Here is a 15,109-nt window from a genome sequence, read left to right on the forward strand (position 1 = left end):
ATCCGGAGGCGGTATCAGGCGCCGTCGAGCGTCGTTTCCACTCGTGCGCAACCCGCCCCTTGGACTTGCCTCGACCGAAAAAACCGGGCTTCCCAGTCGTGTCGACACATGGGGAGCCGGATGCGCACCAGGGCAATCATCGGTCTTCTGATCCTCGGGGTCCTGGTCTTCCTGCTCTATTCGCTGCGCGAGGTGATGCTGCCCTTCGTGGCGGGGCTGGCGCTGGCCTATCTGCTCGACCCGCTCGCCGACCGGCTGGAGCGGCTCGGCGTCGGAAGGCTCGCGGCGACGCTGATCATCCTGGCGGGTTTCGTCGTCGGGCTGATCATGCTGCTGATCATCGTCGTGCCCCTGGCCGCCGGGCAGATCGCCTCGCTGGTCAACGCGCTGCCGGGCATGGTCTCGAAGCTCCAGGGCATCATCGTCGAGCGGGTCGGCCCGGTGCTGCAAAAGATCGGCGGCACCGACGTCGTCGGCGAGCTGCAGAGCTCGGTGGGCTCCCTGGTGGGCCAGGGCGGAACCTGGTTCCTCGCCTTCCTCGGCTCGATCTGGTCGGGCAGCCAGGCGCTGGTCTCGATCGCCTCGCTCCTCGTCATCACGCCTGTGGTGGCGTTCTACCTGCTGCACGATTGGGACCGCATGGTCGCCGGCCTCGACAGCTGGGTGCCGCCGCGCCATCGCGACACCGTGCGCAGGCTGGCCGGCGAGATCGATCAGGCCGTTACCGGCTTCGTACGCGGGCAGTCGCTGGTCTGCCTGATCCTCGGCACCTTCTACGCGGTCGGCCTGTTTGCCGTCGGGTTGAACTTCGGCGTGCTGATCGGGCTGATCTCCGGCTTCCTGACCTTCATCCCCTTCGTCGGCAGCCTCACCGGCTTCCTGCTCTCGCTGGGCGTCGCGCTGGTGCAATGGTGGCCCACCGGCGATTGGCTGCATATCGGCCTGACGGTCGGCGTCTTCCTCGTCGGACAGTTTCTGGAAGGCAACGTGATCTCGCCGAAACTCGTCGGCGATTCCGTCGGCCTGCACCCGGTCTGGCTGATGTTCGCGCTGCTGGCCTTCGGCACGCTGTTCGGTTTCGTCGGGCTGCTGCTCGCGGTGCCGGTGGCGGCCTCGATCGGCGTTGTCGTGCGCTTCGGGGTGGAGCGGTACCTGCAGAGCCGGCTCTACACGTCGGAGGAGCCGGTGCTGCTGGCCGAGCCGGAGGAGTAGCCTCTGCGCGGCGGCTGTTTCAGGCTTTGCCGTCATTGCGAGGCAAAGCCGAAGCAATCCAGGGCCAATGCGCCGGCGTCCAAGATCTGGCCCTGGATTGCTTCGCTACGCTCGCAATGACGGAGGAGGATCCCGAGGCGATCGCCCGGAGACGGTCTGAACGCCTACGGGGTCGGCAGCGGCCCGCCATCCGGTCCCGGCGTCCCGAAGGTCGAGACGGCGTCGATCGATTTGCGCTGCAGCACCTGCCAGCGGGCGAGTTGCGTGCAGAGCGAGGGCGTCTCCTGGGGCGCAGCCGCTCCCGGTTGCCGGGCCGCGCAACGGAGCGAGACGAAGTTCTGCAGGCTCATCGAGAGCTGCAGGGACGAATCCGACGAATAGAGCTGGGTGTCGCTGAAGACCACGCCCGAGACCACGTTCGCCTGATACATCATCCGCAGGCTCTGCTCGGTCTGCGGCTGGCGCTCGGCGTCGAGGCCGAGCAGCGTGCCGTTGGCGGAAAATTCCGGCAGGATCGCCACGTTCGGGAAGCCGGCGGTCTGGTGGCATCCCATGCAGGAGGCCTTGGCGTTGTCGACGGGCCCGGCGAGGCGCCCGCCATAGCCGAGATGGTTGAAGTTGAGCGGTGCGGTCGTCAGCTCCTTCAAGGCCTGCGGGTTGATCCACTGCTCGGTGAGCTTCGACTGGTCGCAGGGTCCGTTCGGCCCGGTACAGGTCTCGGCAAACGTGGCCTTCGGCGAGTTGCCCCACTGGAGGCCGAGCGGCACCATCCGCTTCCAGGGCGTGTCGCCCTTCGCGTTGCCGTCGTAGCCGAAGGTGCCGAGCAGCCAGCCCGTGGTGCTGCGCGCGTCGCGCACCGACACGTCGATCTGGATCATGCGGATCGTGCCGACCGCGCGCTTGAACCGCTCCAGCGGCCCGGCATTGCGCCAGCGCGGATCGTCGTTGACGAAGACGTCGGCCTTCCATTCGAGCGCGTTCTTCACGGTCGGAAGCTGGTCCTCCGTCACCGTCGAAAATAGCAGCTTGATGATGAAGGCGCCGTCCGGAAAGGTGTTGAGCGCGGTCGGGTCGGGGTTCAGCGCACCCGGTTTCGGGTCGTCGGGATTGCAATAGACCTGACCGATGCCGAAGGCGGCGCGGTCGTTGAAATAGGCGCCCGACCAGGTGTCGACGAAATCGCGCTGCAGGGTGCTGAGCGTATTGCCGGACGAGTCGAATTCGTGGGTGAAGCCGTGGACGAATTCACGGCCGTCCGTGCCAGGCCAGTCCGAGGCGACCTCGGTGTTCCAGTCCATCCACGGCATGCCGTACCATTTGCGGACCTTGTTGTCCTCGACATAGAAGTCGACGTCGACATTGCCTTCGAGGCCGTAATCGAGAAGTGCCTGAAGGTAGGCCCTCGGATCGACCGGAGCACCGTCCTTGAAGTCGATCGCCTGCCACGGAAGTTGTTCCGCCGGCGGCAGCTGGTCGGGATAGTTCTGGCTGAGCTTGAACACCCGGCCGCGATACTCCGGCGCGGGATCCCCACCCTTGCCCTCGCGATAGTAGTTCGCGAACTTTCCGCGGACGCAGTCCTTGCGGGCGAGCTTGTTACGGACCTCGTCGGTCGTCGCCGCGGCCTGTGTGGCGCCAAAGCCGATGCTCGTCGCGAGCATCACGATCGTCTGTGCGGCCAGCAGGAAACCGTGCCGTGATCGCGTCATGTCGCCTCTCCCGAAAATCAGTCTCTGATCTGGGATCGGAGTCGTTAAGACTTGGCTCTGGCCCGATTCGGTCCGCTGGAGCATTTTGAAATTCTAATTTTACGCAATTTCCGCTGTATCGCGTGCAGTCCTGGCCCGACGATTACGCGAAGCGGCCGCGGATCACGGGCCGGCGCCGAACACGAAATTCGCAAGGGATCGGGTGTATAAGCCCGCCATGCGCGACAAAGCTCCGCCGAAGCAGCTCACCTTCGACCTGCCCCTCGACCCGCGCTACGGCCGCGAGGACTTCCTCGTCGGCCCGGCCAACGAGGCGGCCTATGGCCTGGTCGAGGCCTGGCCGGACTGGCCGGACACCGTGCTGTTGCTGCAAGGGCCGCCCGGTAGCGGCAAGAGCCACCTCGCGTCGATCTGGGCGACCCGTGCCCATGCCTGGACCGTCTCCGCCGGCGCGCTGCAGGCCGATCAGGTCACGCATCTCGTCTCGAACGGCGCCCTGGTGATCGAGGATGTCGACCGCCCGGCCGGGCGCGACGAGTCATCCCTGTTCCACCTGCTCAACCTCGCCCGCGAGCGGAAATGCCCAGTGATGATCACCGGCGCCGGTCCGGTCGACGGCTTCGGCCTCAAGGTGGCGGATCTGCGCTCGCGGCTGCGGCTCGCCCCACGCGTCGAGATCCTGCCGCCGGACGACGCGCTGCTGCGCGCGGTCATCGTCAAGCTCTTCGTCGACCGGCAGATCGTGGTCGACCTCGCCGTGGTCGAGGCGGTCGCCCTGCGTATCGACCGCTCGCTGGCCCGTGCCCGCGACGTCGTGGCCGAACTCGACCGCGATGCCCTCGGACGCGGGCGGCGGATCACCAAGCCGCTGGCGCTGGCGGTGCTGGACCGGCTCGGCATGGCCGAGGCAGGGGACGAGAACGATCCGGCAGACGAGGAGGCTTGATGAGACGAGCGCCTAGCCTTGGAGCGCTTGGGCTCCTGGCCATCCTTCCCGCCAGCGCGGAAGAGCCCGCAAAACCTCTCGACAACTGGCGGGACCTGCGCACGGCCTTCGTGCGCTGCTGGACCGTTCCGAAGGGCACCGAGGGTTCGGTGGTGGCCTTCCGCTTCCTGTTCGCACCGAACGGGGGCTTGCGAGGACCGCCGATGGTCATGGCGAAGATCCTGAAGGGCGACGACGACGCGAAGAAGCGCTACGAGGCGGCCGCCTACCGCACCCTGGACCGCTGCCTGCCGATCACGGTGACGCCGGGCTTCAAGGCGGTGATGGGTGAGTCGCTGCTCCTGCTGAGCCTCATGAACACGCCGCGCAGGCCTGCGCCGAATCTCGGGCCGAACATGACGATTTTCGCCGAGGAGACGAAGGCCGAAGGGGAGTAGGCTCCCGACCGGCGGGGCGCGACGGCATCGACCGCTCTGTCACGAAAGCGTCACATGCCATAGGCCGGCCCGTGCTAGGGCACCGCCCCGCGCGCAACTGAGGAGCCTGACCTTTGCCGGAGATGGAATCGGACGTCACGGTGCAGGACGGCGAGGCGATCGAGTCCGAGGAGACGACGCTTGCCACCGAGCGCGGCGTCCGCAGCGAGACCGCTCGTGCCCGCACGGCCCGCGCCGCCCGCATCCTCGCTGCCGAGAAAGCCGCCGAGCCCGAGATCGGGTCGAGCGGCCAGAAGGCCGCCAAGGCGGCCGACGAGGCCGCCCGCGAACCGGTCCTGGAAGCCGGCCGCCACCTGCGGCACTCGCCCGAGCGCTTCGTGAACCGCGAGCTGTCCTGGCTACAGTTCAACAGGCGCGTCCTCGAAGAGGCGTCGAACAAGAACCATCCGCTGCTGGAGCAGCTGCGCTTCCTCTCGATCTCGGCCGCCAACCTCGACGAGTTCTTCATGGTTCGCGTGGCGGGCCTGTATGATCAGGTCCGCGCCGGCATCACCACGCCCTCGCAGGACGGGCTCTCGCCCTCCGAGCAGCTGGTGCGGGTCGGCGCCGAGGTCTCGCGGCTGGCCCTCGACCAGCAGGAACGCTGGCACGCGCTCCGCGGCGAGTTGCTGGAGGTCGGCATCGAGCTCGTCGAGCCGGCGGGCCTCTCCGAGCCGCACGTCACCTGGCTCGACGACTACTTCCTGCAGCACATCCTGCCGGTGCTGACGCCGCTCGCCATCGACCCGGCCCATCCGTTCCCGTTCATCCCGAATCTCGGCTCGACCATCGCCCTGATGCTGGTGCGTCCGCGCGACGGGCGGACCCTGCGCGCCCTGATCCGCCTGCCCTCCATGCTCGACCGCTTCGTGCGGCTGCCGGACGCGGCAGGGGACGCCACGGCGCGCTTCATCGCCATCGAGCAGGTCATCGTGAAATTCACGAACCGGCTGTTTCCCGGCTACACCGTCAAGGGCCAGGGTGCCTTCCGCGTGGTGCGCGATTCCGATCTCGAGATCGAGGAGGAGGCCGAGGATCTCGTCCTGCATTTCGAGAGTGCGCTGAAGCAGCGCCGCCGCGGCGTGGTGATCCGCCTCGAGATCGAGGAGGGCATGACCGAGGACCTGCGCAGCTTCGTCATGGACGAGCTGGAGATCGCGCAGGACGGAGTGTTCCTCGTCGAGGGCACGCTGGCGCTCAACGAGCTCTCGCAGATCGTCGGGATCGACCGGCCGGACCTCAAGTTCAAGCCCTACAACGCCCGCTTCCCCGAGCGCATCCGCGAGAGCGGCGGCGACGTCTTCGCGGCGATCCGGCAGAAGGACTTCATCGTCCACCACCCCTACGAGACCTTCGACTCGGTGGTGCAGTTCCTGGCCCAGGCCGCCCGCGATCCGAACGTCGTCGCGATCAAGCAGACGCTCTACCGGACCTCCTCGAACTCGCCGATCGTCGCGGCGCTGGCCGAGGCGGCGGAAGCCGGCAAGTCGGTGACCGCACTCGTCGAGTTGAAGGCCCGCTTCGACGAGGAGGCCAACATCCGCTGGGCCAAGAACCTCGAAAAGGCCGGCGCGCAGGTGGTGTTCGGCTTCATCGAGCTGAAGACCCACGCCAAGCTGTCGATGGTGGTGCGGCGCGAGGGCGAGCGGCTCGTGACCTACTGCCATGTCGGCACCGGCAACTACCACCCGATCACCGCGCGCATCTACACCGACCTGTCCTTCTTCACGGCGGACCCGGCCATCGCGCGCGACGTCAGCCGCATCTTCAACTACATCACCGGCTATGCCGAGCCGGCGGAGCTCGAGCGCATGGCGGTTTCGCCGATGACGCTGAAGCCGCGCCTGCTGGAGCACATCGAGCAGGAGATCGCCCACGCCAAGGCCGGGCGCCCCGCCGCGATCTGGATCAAGTGCAACTCGCTCGTCGACCAGCAGATCATCGACGCGCTCTACGACGCCTCGGCCGAGGGTGTGCAGATCGATTGCGTGGTGCGCGGGATCTGCTGCCTGCGCCCCGGCGTGCCGGGCCTGTCCGAAACCATCCGCGTAAAATCGATCGTCGGGCGCTTTCTGGAGCACGGGCGCATCTACGCCTTCGGCAACGGCGCCGGCCTGCCGCACCCCAAGGCGATCGTCTACATCTCGTCCGCCGACCTGATGCAGCGCAACCTCGACCGCCGCGTCGAGGCGCTGCTGCCGATCACCAATCCGACGGTGCATCAGCAGGTGCTCGACCAGATCATGCTCGCGAACCTCCTCGACAACCGCCAGAGCTGGCGTGTACTGGCATCGGGCGCGAGCGAGCGGATCCAGCCCGCCGAGGGCGAAGAACCGTTCAACGCGCACAAGTATTTCATGACGAATCCGAGCCTGTCCGGGCGCGGCAAGTCGTCGAAGAAATCCAGCCCCCGCTCGTTGAGCCGCCGGGCTCAGCGGGCCTGAAAGGGTGACGCATGGGACCGATTCGTTCGCACCTGACGCTCGCCCATTCCGCCGACATGCCCTTGCCCGACCGGCTCAAGCCCGTTGCGATCATCGACATCGGGTCGAACTCGGTGCGGCTCGTCGCCTATGACGGGCTGACCCGCGCACCGACGCCGCTCTACAACGAAAAGGTCCTGTGCGGCCTCGGCCGGGGCGTGTTCTCGACGCGCCGCCTGAGCGACGAGGCGGTGCGCCGCGCGCTCCACGCACTGGGGCGGTTCCGGGTCCTCTGCGACACGATGAAGATCGGCCGGATCTTCGTGCTCGCCACCGCCGCCGCGCGCGATGCCGAGAACGGCCCCGCCTTCATCAAGGCCGCCGAGGACATCCTCGGCCAGGGCATCGAGCTGCTCTCGGGCCGGCGCGAGGCCGAACTGTCGGCGCTCGGCATCGTCTCGGGCTTCAACGGGCCGGACGGCGTCGTCGGCGATCTCGGCGGCGGCTCGCTCGAACTCGTCGACGTGCGCGGCGCGACGGTCGGCCAGGGCGTGACCATGCCGCTCGGCGGACTCGCTCTGCAGGACCTCTCCGGCGACTCCGCGAAAAAGGCCCGCAAGATCGCCCGCGAGCACCTGAAGAAAGCCGAGCCGCAGCTCGAGATCATGCGCGGCCGCACCTTCTACGCCGTCGGCGGGACCTGGCGGGCGCTGGCGAAGCTGCACATGGCCGCCCGCGGCTACCACCTCCACGTCATGCACGGCTACAGCGTCGGGCCGCAGGACACCCTCGACTTCCTCGACATGGTCGAGAAGAGCGAATCGAGCGCGATTCAGGACGTCGAGCTGGTCTCCGAGGCGCGTCGGCCGCTGCTCGCCTTCGGCGCGGTGGTGCTCGAAGAGATCATCAATGTCGGCCGGCCGCGCGAGGTCGCGATCTCGGCACTCGGCGTGCGCGAGGGCCTGCTGTTCGAGCAGCTCGACCGCGAGACCCGGATGCTCGACCCGCTGATCGCCGGGGCTCAGGTGCTCAACGACCAGCGCGCTCGCTCCCCCGGCCACGGCGAGGAACTGCGCGGCTGGACCGACCGCTTCGTCGCGACCCTCGACGGACCCGAGACCGCCGACGAACGGCGGCTCCGCCACGCTGCCTGCCTCCTGTCGGACATCAACTGGCGCGCGCATCCCGATTACCGGGGCGAGCAGGGCCTCAACGTCATCGCCAACGCCGCCTTCACCGGCATCGACCATCCCGGCCGGGCCTATCTCGCGCTCACCGGCTACTTCCGCCACGAGGGCATCGCGCCGGAGAAGGCGAGCCAGACGCTCCGCGATCTCGCCGGCCCCCGCCTGCTGGAGCGCGCCCGGCTGATCGCTGCTCTACAGCGCGTCGCCTTCCCGATCACCGCGGGCATGGCGGGCGTGCTCGAACGAACCCCGCTCGTCGTGGAGGGCGGCAAGATCGTGCTCAGGCTCCCGGCCGAATGGCGCCCCCTCGACGGCGAGCGCCTGCTCAACCGCGTCCGCGGCCTCGGCCGGGTGATCGGCCTCGACGGCCGGGTCGAGGTGGGCTGATACGCTTTCCGAATGTTTCATTCGGAAAGTGTATCGGTAAGCCCGCGCGGCGTTCGAGCGAAGCCGGCATCCGCATTGCGAAGCAATCGACCGGATGTCGGATGAGACCGTATCTGGTTGTCTCTCCGCTATCCGACGCGCCCGTTTCCGGGCAGATCGACCGGATGCGGGATCAGATGCCGTCGGCACCGAGCTCGGGGACGTCCGCGGAGATCGCGATGGCGTCCACGGTCGCCACAGGGGCGGGCGCCGGCTCGGATCGTGCGACCATCCGTCCGGCATAGACCCGGCGCTTCAGCCATTCCGGCTGGGCGAACATCGCACAGGCATAAGCGCCCGGATCGGTCTCGCAGGGGTCGGCGGGCGGACGGGTCGAGGCGTGCCGGGCCATGGCGATGGCACCGATCGCCAGGACGATCCCGGCGACCACCTTCTCTCGGAATCCGATCGGCAAGCGCGCACCTCGACCGCATGAGTCATGCGTACGCTTAACGCGCAGGTTTTGGTTAAGGGACGGTGCACGCACTGCATTCGTTCAGGCGGGTCTTGCCGCCTGGGCCGCCATCAGCGCGAAGGCGTAGATCAGCCCGACTTCCTCGAGCCGGTCGAAGCGACCGGCCGCGCCGCCGTGGCCGGCTTCCATGTTGATGCGCAGCAGCACGGGACCGCCGCCGGTCATGGTGGCGCGCAGGCGCGCGACCCATTTCGCCGGCTCCCAATAGGTCACGCGCGGGTCGGTCAGGCCGCCGAGCGCCAGAATCGCGGGGTAGGCCTTGGCGGCGACGTTGTCGTAGGGCGAGTAGGACAGGATGGTGGCGCAGGCCGCCTCGCTCTCGGCCGGGTTGCCCCATTCGGGCCATTCGGGCGGGGTCAGCGGCAGGTCGGCGTCGAGCATGGTGTTCAGCACGTCGACGAAGGGCACGTCGGCGACGATGCCGGCAAACAACTCGGGCGCGAGGTTGGCCACCGCCCCCATCAGCATGCCGCCGGCGCTGCCGCCATGCGCGACGATGCGCTTCTCGGAGGTGTAGCCGGCGTCGATCAGCGCCCGGGCCGAGGCGACAAAATCCGAGAACGTGTTGGGCTTCTTCTCGCGCTTGCCGTCGAGGTACCAGCGCCAGCCCTTCTCGGTACCGCCGCGGATATGCGCGATGGCGTAGACGAAGCGGCGATCCACCAGCGAGAGCCGGTTGGTCGAGAAGGCCGCCGGCATCAGCGTGCCGTAGGAGCCGTAGCCGTAGAGCAGCAGCGGCGCGCTGCCGTCGAGCGACAACCCCTTCTTGTGCAGTAGCGAGACCGGAACCTGCTCGCCGTCGGGCGCGGTGGCGAAGATGCGGCGGGTGACGTAGTCGCCGGCAGCGTGGCCGCTCGGCACGACCTGGCGCTTCCTCAGGTGGCGGCCCTTGGTGACGCAGTCGTAGTCGTAGGTCTCGGCCGGCGTCGTCATCGAGGAATAGGTGAAGCGGATGCGCGCCGTCTCGAATTCGTGGCCCGAGGCGAGGGAGAGCGAATAGGCCTCCTCGGGGAAGGACACCGCGTGCTCGTTGCCGGCGAGGTCGCGCACGATGATGCGCGGCAGGGCGTTCTCGAGCTCCAGCCGCACCATGTGGTTTCCGAGCACGTGCAGGTGGCGGATCATCACGCCGGGCCGATAGGGCACGGCGTCCTGCCAGTTTTCACGTCCGGGTGCCGTGAGGGGCGTCGTGACGATCTTGAAGTCCTCGGCGCCGTCGGCGTTGGTGAGGATGACGAGGTAGTCGGCCCAGTTCTCCACCGAGTAGATCAGCCGGTGCTCGCGCGGTGCGACCACGGTGAGCGCCGCATCCGGCACGGTGCGATCGAGGAGGTGGACTTCCGAGGTCTCGTGATCGCTCGCGCTCACCGTGAGGAAGCGGCCGGACTGGGTCTTGCCGATATGGACGAAGACGCCCGCATCGGCCTCCTCGTAGACTAGGACGTCCTCGGCCTGCGGCGTGCCGACGCGGTGGCGCATGACGCGGGCCGGGCGGTGGTTCTCGTCCAGCGCCACGTACCAATAGGCGGTGCCGTCCGCGCTCCAGACGGCCTCGCCGGAGGTGGATTCGACGAGATCCGCGGCGTCCGTGCCCGTGTCGAGGTCGCGCACGCGGATGGTGTGGAGTTCGGAGCCCTTGGTGTCGGCGCCCCAGGCGAGGCGGCGGTGGTCGTCGGAATGCACGGCGGCGGCGATCTCGAAGAAGGGCAGCCCCTCGCCCTCCTTGTCGCCGTCGAGCAGGATCGCCTCGCCCTCCTCGGGGCCACCGTCGGCGGCGGTCTCCGCGCCCTGGCCCGGCAGCACCACGACGGTGCGCGGGCGGCGGCAGACCAGGGGATGCTGGCCGCCCTCGCGGTGGCGCATGTAGTAGGCGAACGGGCCGTCGGGATCCGGCACGCTGGCGTCGTCCTCGCGGATGCGGGCGCGCATCTCGGCCACCAGCGACTTTCGCAGGGCCCCGGCCTCGCCGAGCGCCGCCTCGGCATAGGCATTCTCGGATTCGAGATACGCGCGGATGTCGTCCGGCAACGTAGCCGGATCCTTCAGGACGTCACGCCAGTTCTCGGCCTTCAGCCAAGCATAGTCGTCCGCGATCCTGCGGCCGTGGATCGTGAAGGCGTGCGGCCGGGCCTCCGCCTGCGGCGCCTCGGCGGGAAGCGTGAACGGGCCGGGGAGCGGCGTGTCGGACGTCATGGTGCGTTTCCGATGAGCGTGAGCGGCGGTCGAGCCCGCCCCTGCGCCGCCATGTGCCGCGATGCGGCGTACCCCGCAACCCGAAGCCGCTTGCCGGGCATGGCAGGGCAGCGCTCGCGGCCTCACGGCGCGCGGGCATTCCGTGCGAATTCAACTTCCAGTACCTTGACTGGCTTCAGCATTGAGAAATCTCGGCAAATTGCCAGACCCGATGGGAAAGAAGATTCCCTGCCGGACTGCATATCGCCCGTGTCTTGCGAGAGCTAATCGAATATCATAAGTGACGAACCGCGGTGACTGGGGCACCGCATTGTGTAGAAGACTTGCCGACGAGCGGGGCGACGCGTTGCGTGTTGCCTGCGCATGCAGGGGAAACCGGCTCTGCTCAGCAGAGCGGCTTCGCCACCCGCGCCCGCCGCGCCAGTGACAAGGGAAGAGATCCGATCATGAAAGACGCCGAGACGCCGGTCGATTTCGTCGAACTGGCCGCCGACATCGTGTCGGCCTACGTGAGCAACAACCCCGTGCCCCCCACCGAGCTGCCCCAGCTCCTCGGTCGCGTCCATGGCGCGCTGATTCAGGTCGCCAGCGGCCAGGCGCCCGAGAGCAAGGCCCCCGCCCAGCCGCTGCAGCCGGCCGTGCCGATCAAGAAGTCGGTCACGAACGACTACATCGTCTGCCTCGAGGACGGCCGCACCTTCAAGTCGCTCAAGCGCCACCTCCGCGCGAAGTACGACCTCAGCCCCGAGCAGTATCGCGCCAAGTGGGGCCTGGCGGCCGACTATCCGATGGTCGCCCCGAGCTACGCCAAGGCCCGCTCCGATCTCGCCAAGGCGATCGGCCTCGGTCAGACCCGCGACGGCAACTACCACGAGGCGGCCTGATCGCGCCGGGCTCCGAAGGACACGGTCCCTCCCCCGGAGCCCGATCCGGCCTGCCGGGCCGTGCGGATTGCTGTTCATCAACAACAAAGCCGCGGGAACGCAGCGCCTTCGGAGACATTGATCTTCCGATGGCCGACGAAGACACCTCTCCCGCCGACAAGATCTCCGAGATCAATACGCTGCTGGCCGAGTGGACCGCCCGTTCGGCCGGTGACAGCGACATGCTGATCGCGCGCCTCGAAGGCATGGGCTACGCCGTCGCCGGCAAGTCCGAGGACGAAATCGCGGAGATCCTCAAGAAGCCGCCGACGAAATCCGGCCCAGCCTGACCGGCCGGAGAGCGTGACGCTGCCGTGGCCGTCGCGCAGGGCAGGCGCGGTCAAGTCTTGCATTAGGATATTTTTCTTCTAGCGTCGGCTTCCTCCTCGGCTGTACGAGGTGTTCTGGCGTTGGAACATATCATGAACATACCCCGTCGTTCACGCATCGCCGCACGGTCGCGGCTGGTTCCGGTCGCGGCCGGACTCTCGCGCGAGGCCGAACGGCTCCTCGATCAACTCGCCGCCGAGGGTGCCTACGCCCTCTCCGATGCGGTCGAGCCGGAGATGCTGATCCTGCGCGGTGGCGGAGGCGGCGTCTCGCTCGGGCGCGGGCGCTTCGCTGCGGTCTCCGGGGAGGCACTGGTGCGGGCGGGCCTCGCCGAACACGCAGGCGGCCGGGGGCAGCGGCTGGTGGTGAGCGATGCCGGGCGGGCGCGGCTGCGGCGCAAGGACTGGCCCGGCGAGACGGCTTGCCTCGCGCAGCATCTCGATCTGGTGGTCGATACGAGCGGCGCCGCGCCGGTGCTGCGCGACGCCTCCGAGAGCCCGCTCGCCTGGATGGCGCGGCGACGCGGCCGCGACGGCGCCCCGCTGATCGATGCCGCTGCGTTCGAGGCCGGCGAGCGGCTGCGGCGCGACCTCACGCTCGCGGCGATGCTGCCGCGCACAGGTGCCGACTGGGCCACGCCGAAGGTGGATGGCGGCGGCCCGCGCGATCCGGCCGCCGCCTCCGACCGCCGCATCGCCGCCAAGGACCGGGTCGACCGGGCGCTGGCGGCCGTCGGCCTGGATCTGTCGGGGCTGCTGATCGACCTCTGCGGCTTTCTCAAGGGCCTGGAGCGGATCGAATCCGAGCGCAGCTGGCCGGCCCGCTCGGCCAAGGTCGTCGCACGCATCGCCCTCGGCCGCCTCGCCGAGCATTACGGGCTCGGGCGAGAGGCGACCGGGCCGGAGCGCAGCCGGATGCGGTTGTGGCGGGCGGGAACCTGACGGAGCGGCTGGGGCGTGCTGCCTTTCTCACGGAACGGCAGCACGCGCTAAGGTCCGGACCCGATCAACCCGAAGGCGATGACGGCGGCCCCAAACATCGGCTCTTCGAGCGATCGGTCGCTGGCAGGCGCGGGGGCGCCTACGCGGCGGTGACCGGGAAATCCGACACCCAGGCCGTATCCCGAGTGGGCTCACACCCTAGCAGGGCACGTAAACCGGACCGCCGTAGCACGACTTCGGTCGAGCGGGATCGACGTTCAACCCGCTGCCGAGACCCGAGCTCGGACCACGCGCATTCGGCGACACGCAGCCGGACGCGACGCAGGCAAGGATCAAGGTTGCAATGAGGTTCTTGCGCATCGTTCCCCCTCTTTCCGCGCCGAGTATCACGCCTGCAGCGGCGCGGGTCTACTGCGAGCGCAACACACATCCGAACGTTGTGGCGTGAGCCGATCCGCCTTCGAAAGGCACGACAGGGCCGTCCTCGCCGCATCGATGGTGCAAGAGCAGCTCGTAGCGCGCCTTCGATGCGCCGGACCGCCTGCGGATCGCCCGCGACGCGGTAGAACGCGATCTCGACCGGTCCGCTCCCAGCGTATAGCGTAAGCCGGAGCGTCAGGTGCGGGCATCTCGAAAGGCGCGAGCGACGATGTCGCTGGCGCTGCCGTCGGCGGACCCGCCCTATGCCGCCTGGGTCGCTCTCTCGATCACCGCGCCCCGATATCCGGGCTCGATGTCGAGCGGCTTGCCGGTTTCTGCGAGCCTCAGGATGGTGTGTGCGAGGCTGGCTTGCCCGACGGCCGGTACCTCCCGCACGGTCTCGACAGCCCTTCCCAGCCGGTCGGTCATGGGCTCGGCGCCGCTCTCGTTCTCGGAAGTTCGGCGTCTGGAGACGGCGGGCGCGGGCACGAATGCCGCGCAGACGCCGGACTCACCGCGTCTCGGCCCCATGCGCTTCGACATCGAAATCGTCCGTCGGCAGCCGGGCCAGGAACCGCTCGGCCATCTCGACCATCAGGATGTCGGGCCGGACGCGTTCGACATAGGCCCAGTCGATGCTCGACGACCAGATGAAGTGCATCTCGGCGAAACTCTCGGCCAGGAAGCCGGTGAGGAGGATGCGGGTGTAGTGCGCGCAGGAATCGCCGAACAGCACCAGGGTGCGCGGGTCGGCATGGGGCGAGGCGTTGCGGTAGACGACATGGGCGCCGGTATGCAGGTCGCCGGCGCGGCCGGCCGCCTCGTAGGCCTCGACGCGGGGGCTCGCCCAGACGCGTTCGGCGTCGCGGTCGATCAGCCAGTGGGTGACGGTCTCGCGAGGGCGGTCGGGCAGCTTCTCCCCGAGGTCCCAGACGCCTTCGTGCGTGAAGCGTGGGCGGTCGCCGATATCGGGTGGAGGAATCGCACCGCAGGCCCGCATCAGGGCGCGGTAGGCGATGTAGCAGCCGTCATAGGTCCAGTGGGAATCCGTGCGGCGGTAGAGCGGCGCCTCCGCGCGCGCCGCGCGCATCGGCGCGACGAGGTCGACATAGCCGGACAGGCCTGCCAGCCGCCGGCCGAGCCGGCGGGCCGGAGACCGGGCCGGCTCGTAGCGCAGGCCATCGGTCCGGTCGTCGTAGACCGAGAGCTTTTCGGGCACGACCGTGTGGACGCAGCGGATGCCGAGAGCCTGCGCGCGGGCACTGCGCCGCGCGATCAGCCGCGCCCAGGCCCGCAGGCGCAGCCCGTGCAAGGACAGGCGGCGATACTGGCTCAGCACGGCATTGCTGCCGCCGACCAGGAACAGCCAGCCGTCCCGGCCGACATGGACGGTTTCCAGGGGATCGGGGGGGAGCATCGTGGGTGTCTAGCGGGGGCGGAGCGGGGTG

The 15,109-nt window shown here is 68.6% G+C and carries 13 protein-coding genes; 8 read left to right on the top strand and 5 right to left on the bottom strand.

Features of this window, described 5'->3' with window-relative positions:
• Nucleotides 1-120: 120 nt before the first annotated feature.
• Complete coding sequence (locus tag MHA02_RS03715) at nucleotides 121-1,212, top strand: AI-2E family transporter (protein WP_147076652.1); 1,092 nt, start codon at nucleotides 121-123, stop codon at nucleotides 1,210-1,212.
• A gap of 164 nt (nucleotides 1,213-1,376) precedes the next feature.
• Here the strand turns inward: MHA02_RS03715 and MHA02_RS03720 are convergent, their stop codons facing one another.
• Complete coding sequence (locus MHA02_RS03720) at nucleotides 1,377-2,921, bottom strand: hypothetical protein (RefSeq protein ID WP_238180207.1); 1,545 nt, start codon at nucleotides 2,919-2,921, stop codon at nucleotides 1,377-1,379.
• Nucleotides 2,922-3,138: 217 nt separating this feature from the next.
• On the opposite strand from MHA02_RS03720, the gene MHA02_RS03725 reads away from it, so the two are divergent.
• The 4 genes from MHA02_RS03725 (at nucleotide 3,139) to ppx (ending at nucleotide 8,340) form a co-directional block, all read left to right on the top strand.
• A complete protein-coding gene (locus MHA02_RS03725; protein ID WP_147076653.1) occupies nucleotides 3,139-3,867 on the top strand; it encodes a P-loop NTPase family protein in 729 nt (242 codons plus the stop codon).
• Entirely contained in the window at nucleotides 3,867-4,304 is a 438-nt protein-coding gene (locus tag MHA02_RS03730) for a UCP034077 family protein (RefSeq protein ID WP_238180208.1), read from the top strand. The genes MHA02_RS03725 and MHA02_RS03730 overlap by 1 nt, the downstream gene beginning before the upstream one ends.
• Nucleotides 4,305-4,417: 113 nt before the next feature.
• A complete protein-coding gene (locus MHA02_RS03735) occupies nucleotides 4,418-6,787 on the top strand; it encodes an RNA degradosome polyphosphate kinase (protein ID WP_147076655.1) in 2,370 nt (789 codons plus the stop codon).
• 11 nt (nucleotides 6,788-6,798) lie between these two features.
• Nucleotides 6,799-8,340, top strand: coding sequence for an exopolyphosphatase (gene ppx, locus MHA02_RS03740; protein ID WP_147076657.1), 1,542 nt, complete (start codon nucleotides 6,799-6,801; stop codon nucleotides 8,338-8,340).
• A gap of 172 nt (nucleotides 8,341-8,512) precedes the next feature.
• Here the strand turns inward: ppx and MHA02_RS03745 are convergent, their stop codons facing one another.
• Nucleotides 8,513-8,794, bottom strand: coding sequence for a hypothetical protein (locus MHA02_RS03745; protein WP_147076659.1), 282 nt, complete (start codon nucleotides 8,792-8,794; stop codon nucleotides 8,513-8,515).
• Nucleotides 8,795-8,875: 81 nt separating this feature from the next.
• Nucleotides 8,876-11,047: a S9 family peptidase gene (locus MHA02_RS03750; RefSeq protein WP_147076661.1), complete on the bottom strand. Its 2,172-nt coding sequence runs from the start codon at nucleotides 11,045-11,047 to the stop codon at nucleotides 8,876-8,878.
• A gap of 446 nt (nucleotides 11,048-11,493) precedes the next feature.
• Between MHA02_RS03750 and MHA02_RS03755 the strand changes: the two genes are divergently transcribed.
• The 3 genes from MHA02_RS03755 (at nucleotide 11,494) to MHA02_RS03765 (ending at nucleotide 13,241) form a co-directional block, all read left to right on the top strand.
• Nucleotides 11,494-11,931 carry a Ros/MucR family transcriptional regulator gene (locus tag MHA02_RS03755; RefSeq protein WP_147076663.1) on the top strand — a complete coding sequence of 146 codons (438 nt, stop codon included), beginning with the start codon at nucleotides 11,494-11,496 and terminating at the stop codon, nucleotides 11,929-11,931.
• 128 nt (nucleotides 11,932-12,059) lie between these two features.
• On the top strand, nucleotides 12,060-12,260 hold the full coding sequence (locus MHA02_RS03760; RefSeq protein WP_147076665.1) for a hypothetical protein: 201 nt from the start codon (nucleotides 12,060-12,062) through the stop codon (nucleotides 12,258-12,260).
• Nucleotides 12,261-12,392: 132 nt separating this feature from the next.
• Complete coding sequence (locus tag MHA02_RS03765; protein WP_147076667.1) at nucleotides 12,393-13,241, top strand: DUF6456 domain-containing protein; 849 nt, start codon at nucleotides 12,393-12,395, stop codon at nucleotides 13,239-13,241.
• A 681-nt stretch (nucleotides 13,242-13,922) separates the two neighbouring features.
• Here the strand turns inward: MHA02_RS03765 and MHA02_RS21990 are convergent.
• Complete coding sequence (locus MHA02_RS21990; protein ID WP_170249002.1) at nucleotides 13,923-14,090, bottom strand: hypothetical protein; 168 nt, start codon at nucleotides 14,088-14,090, stop codon at nucleotides 13,923-13,925.
• Between the two features lie 82 nt (nucleotides 14,091-14,172).
• Nucleotides 14,173-15,078 carry an alginate O-acetyltransferase AlgX-related protein gene (locus MHA02_RS03775; RefSeq protein WP_147076671.1) on the bottom strand — a complete coding sequence of 302 codons (906 nt, stop codon included), beginning with the start codon at nucleotides 15,076-15,078 and terminating at the stop codon, nucleotides 14,173-14,175.
• Nucleotides 15,079-15,109 lie beyond the last annotated feature (31 nt).

Origin of the sequence: Methylobacterium haplocladii (assembly GCF_007992175.1) — a bacterium.
GTDB lineage: Bacteria > Pseudomonadota > Alphaproteobacteria > Rhizobiales > Beijerinckiaceae > Methylobacterium > Methylobacterium haplocladii.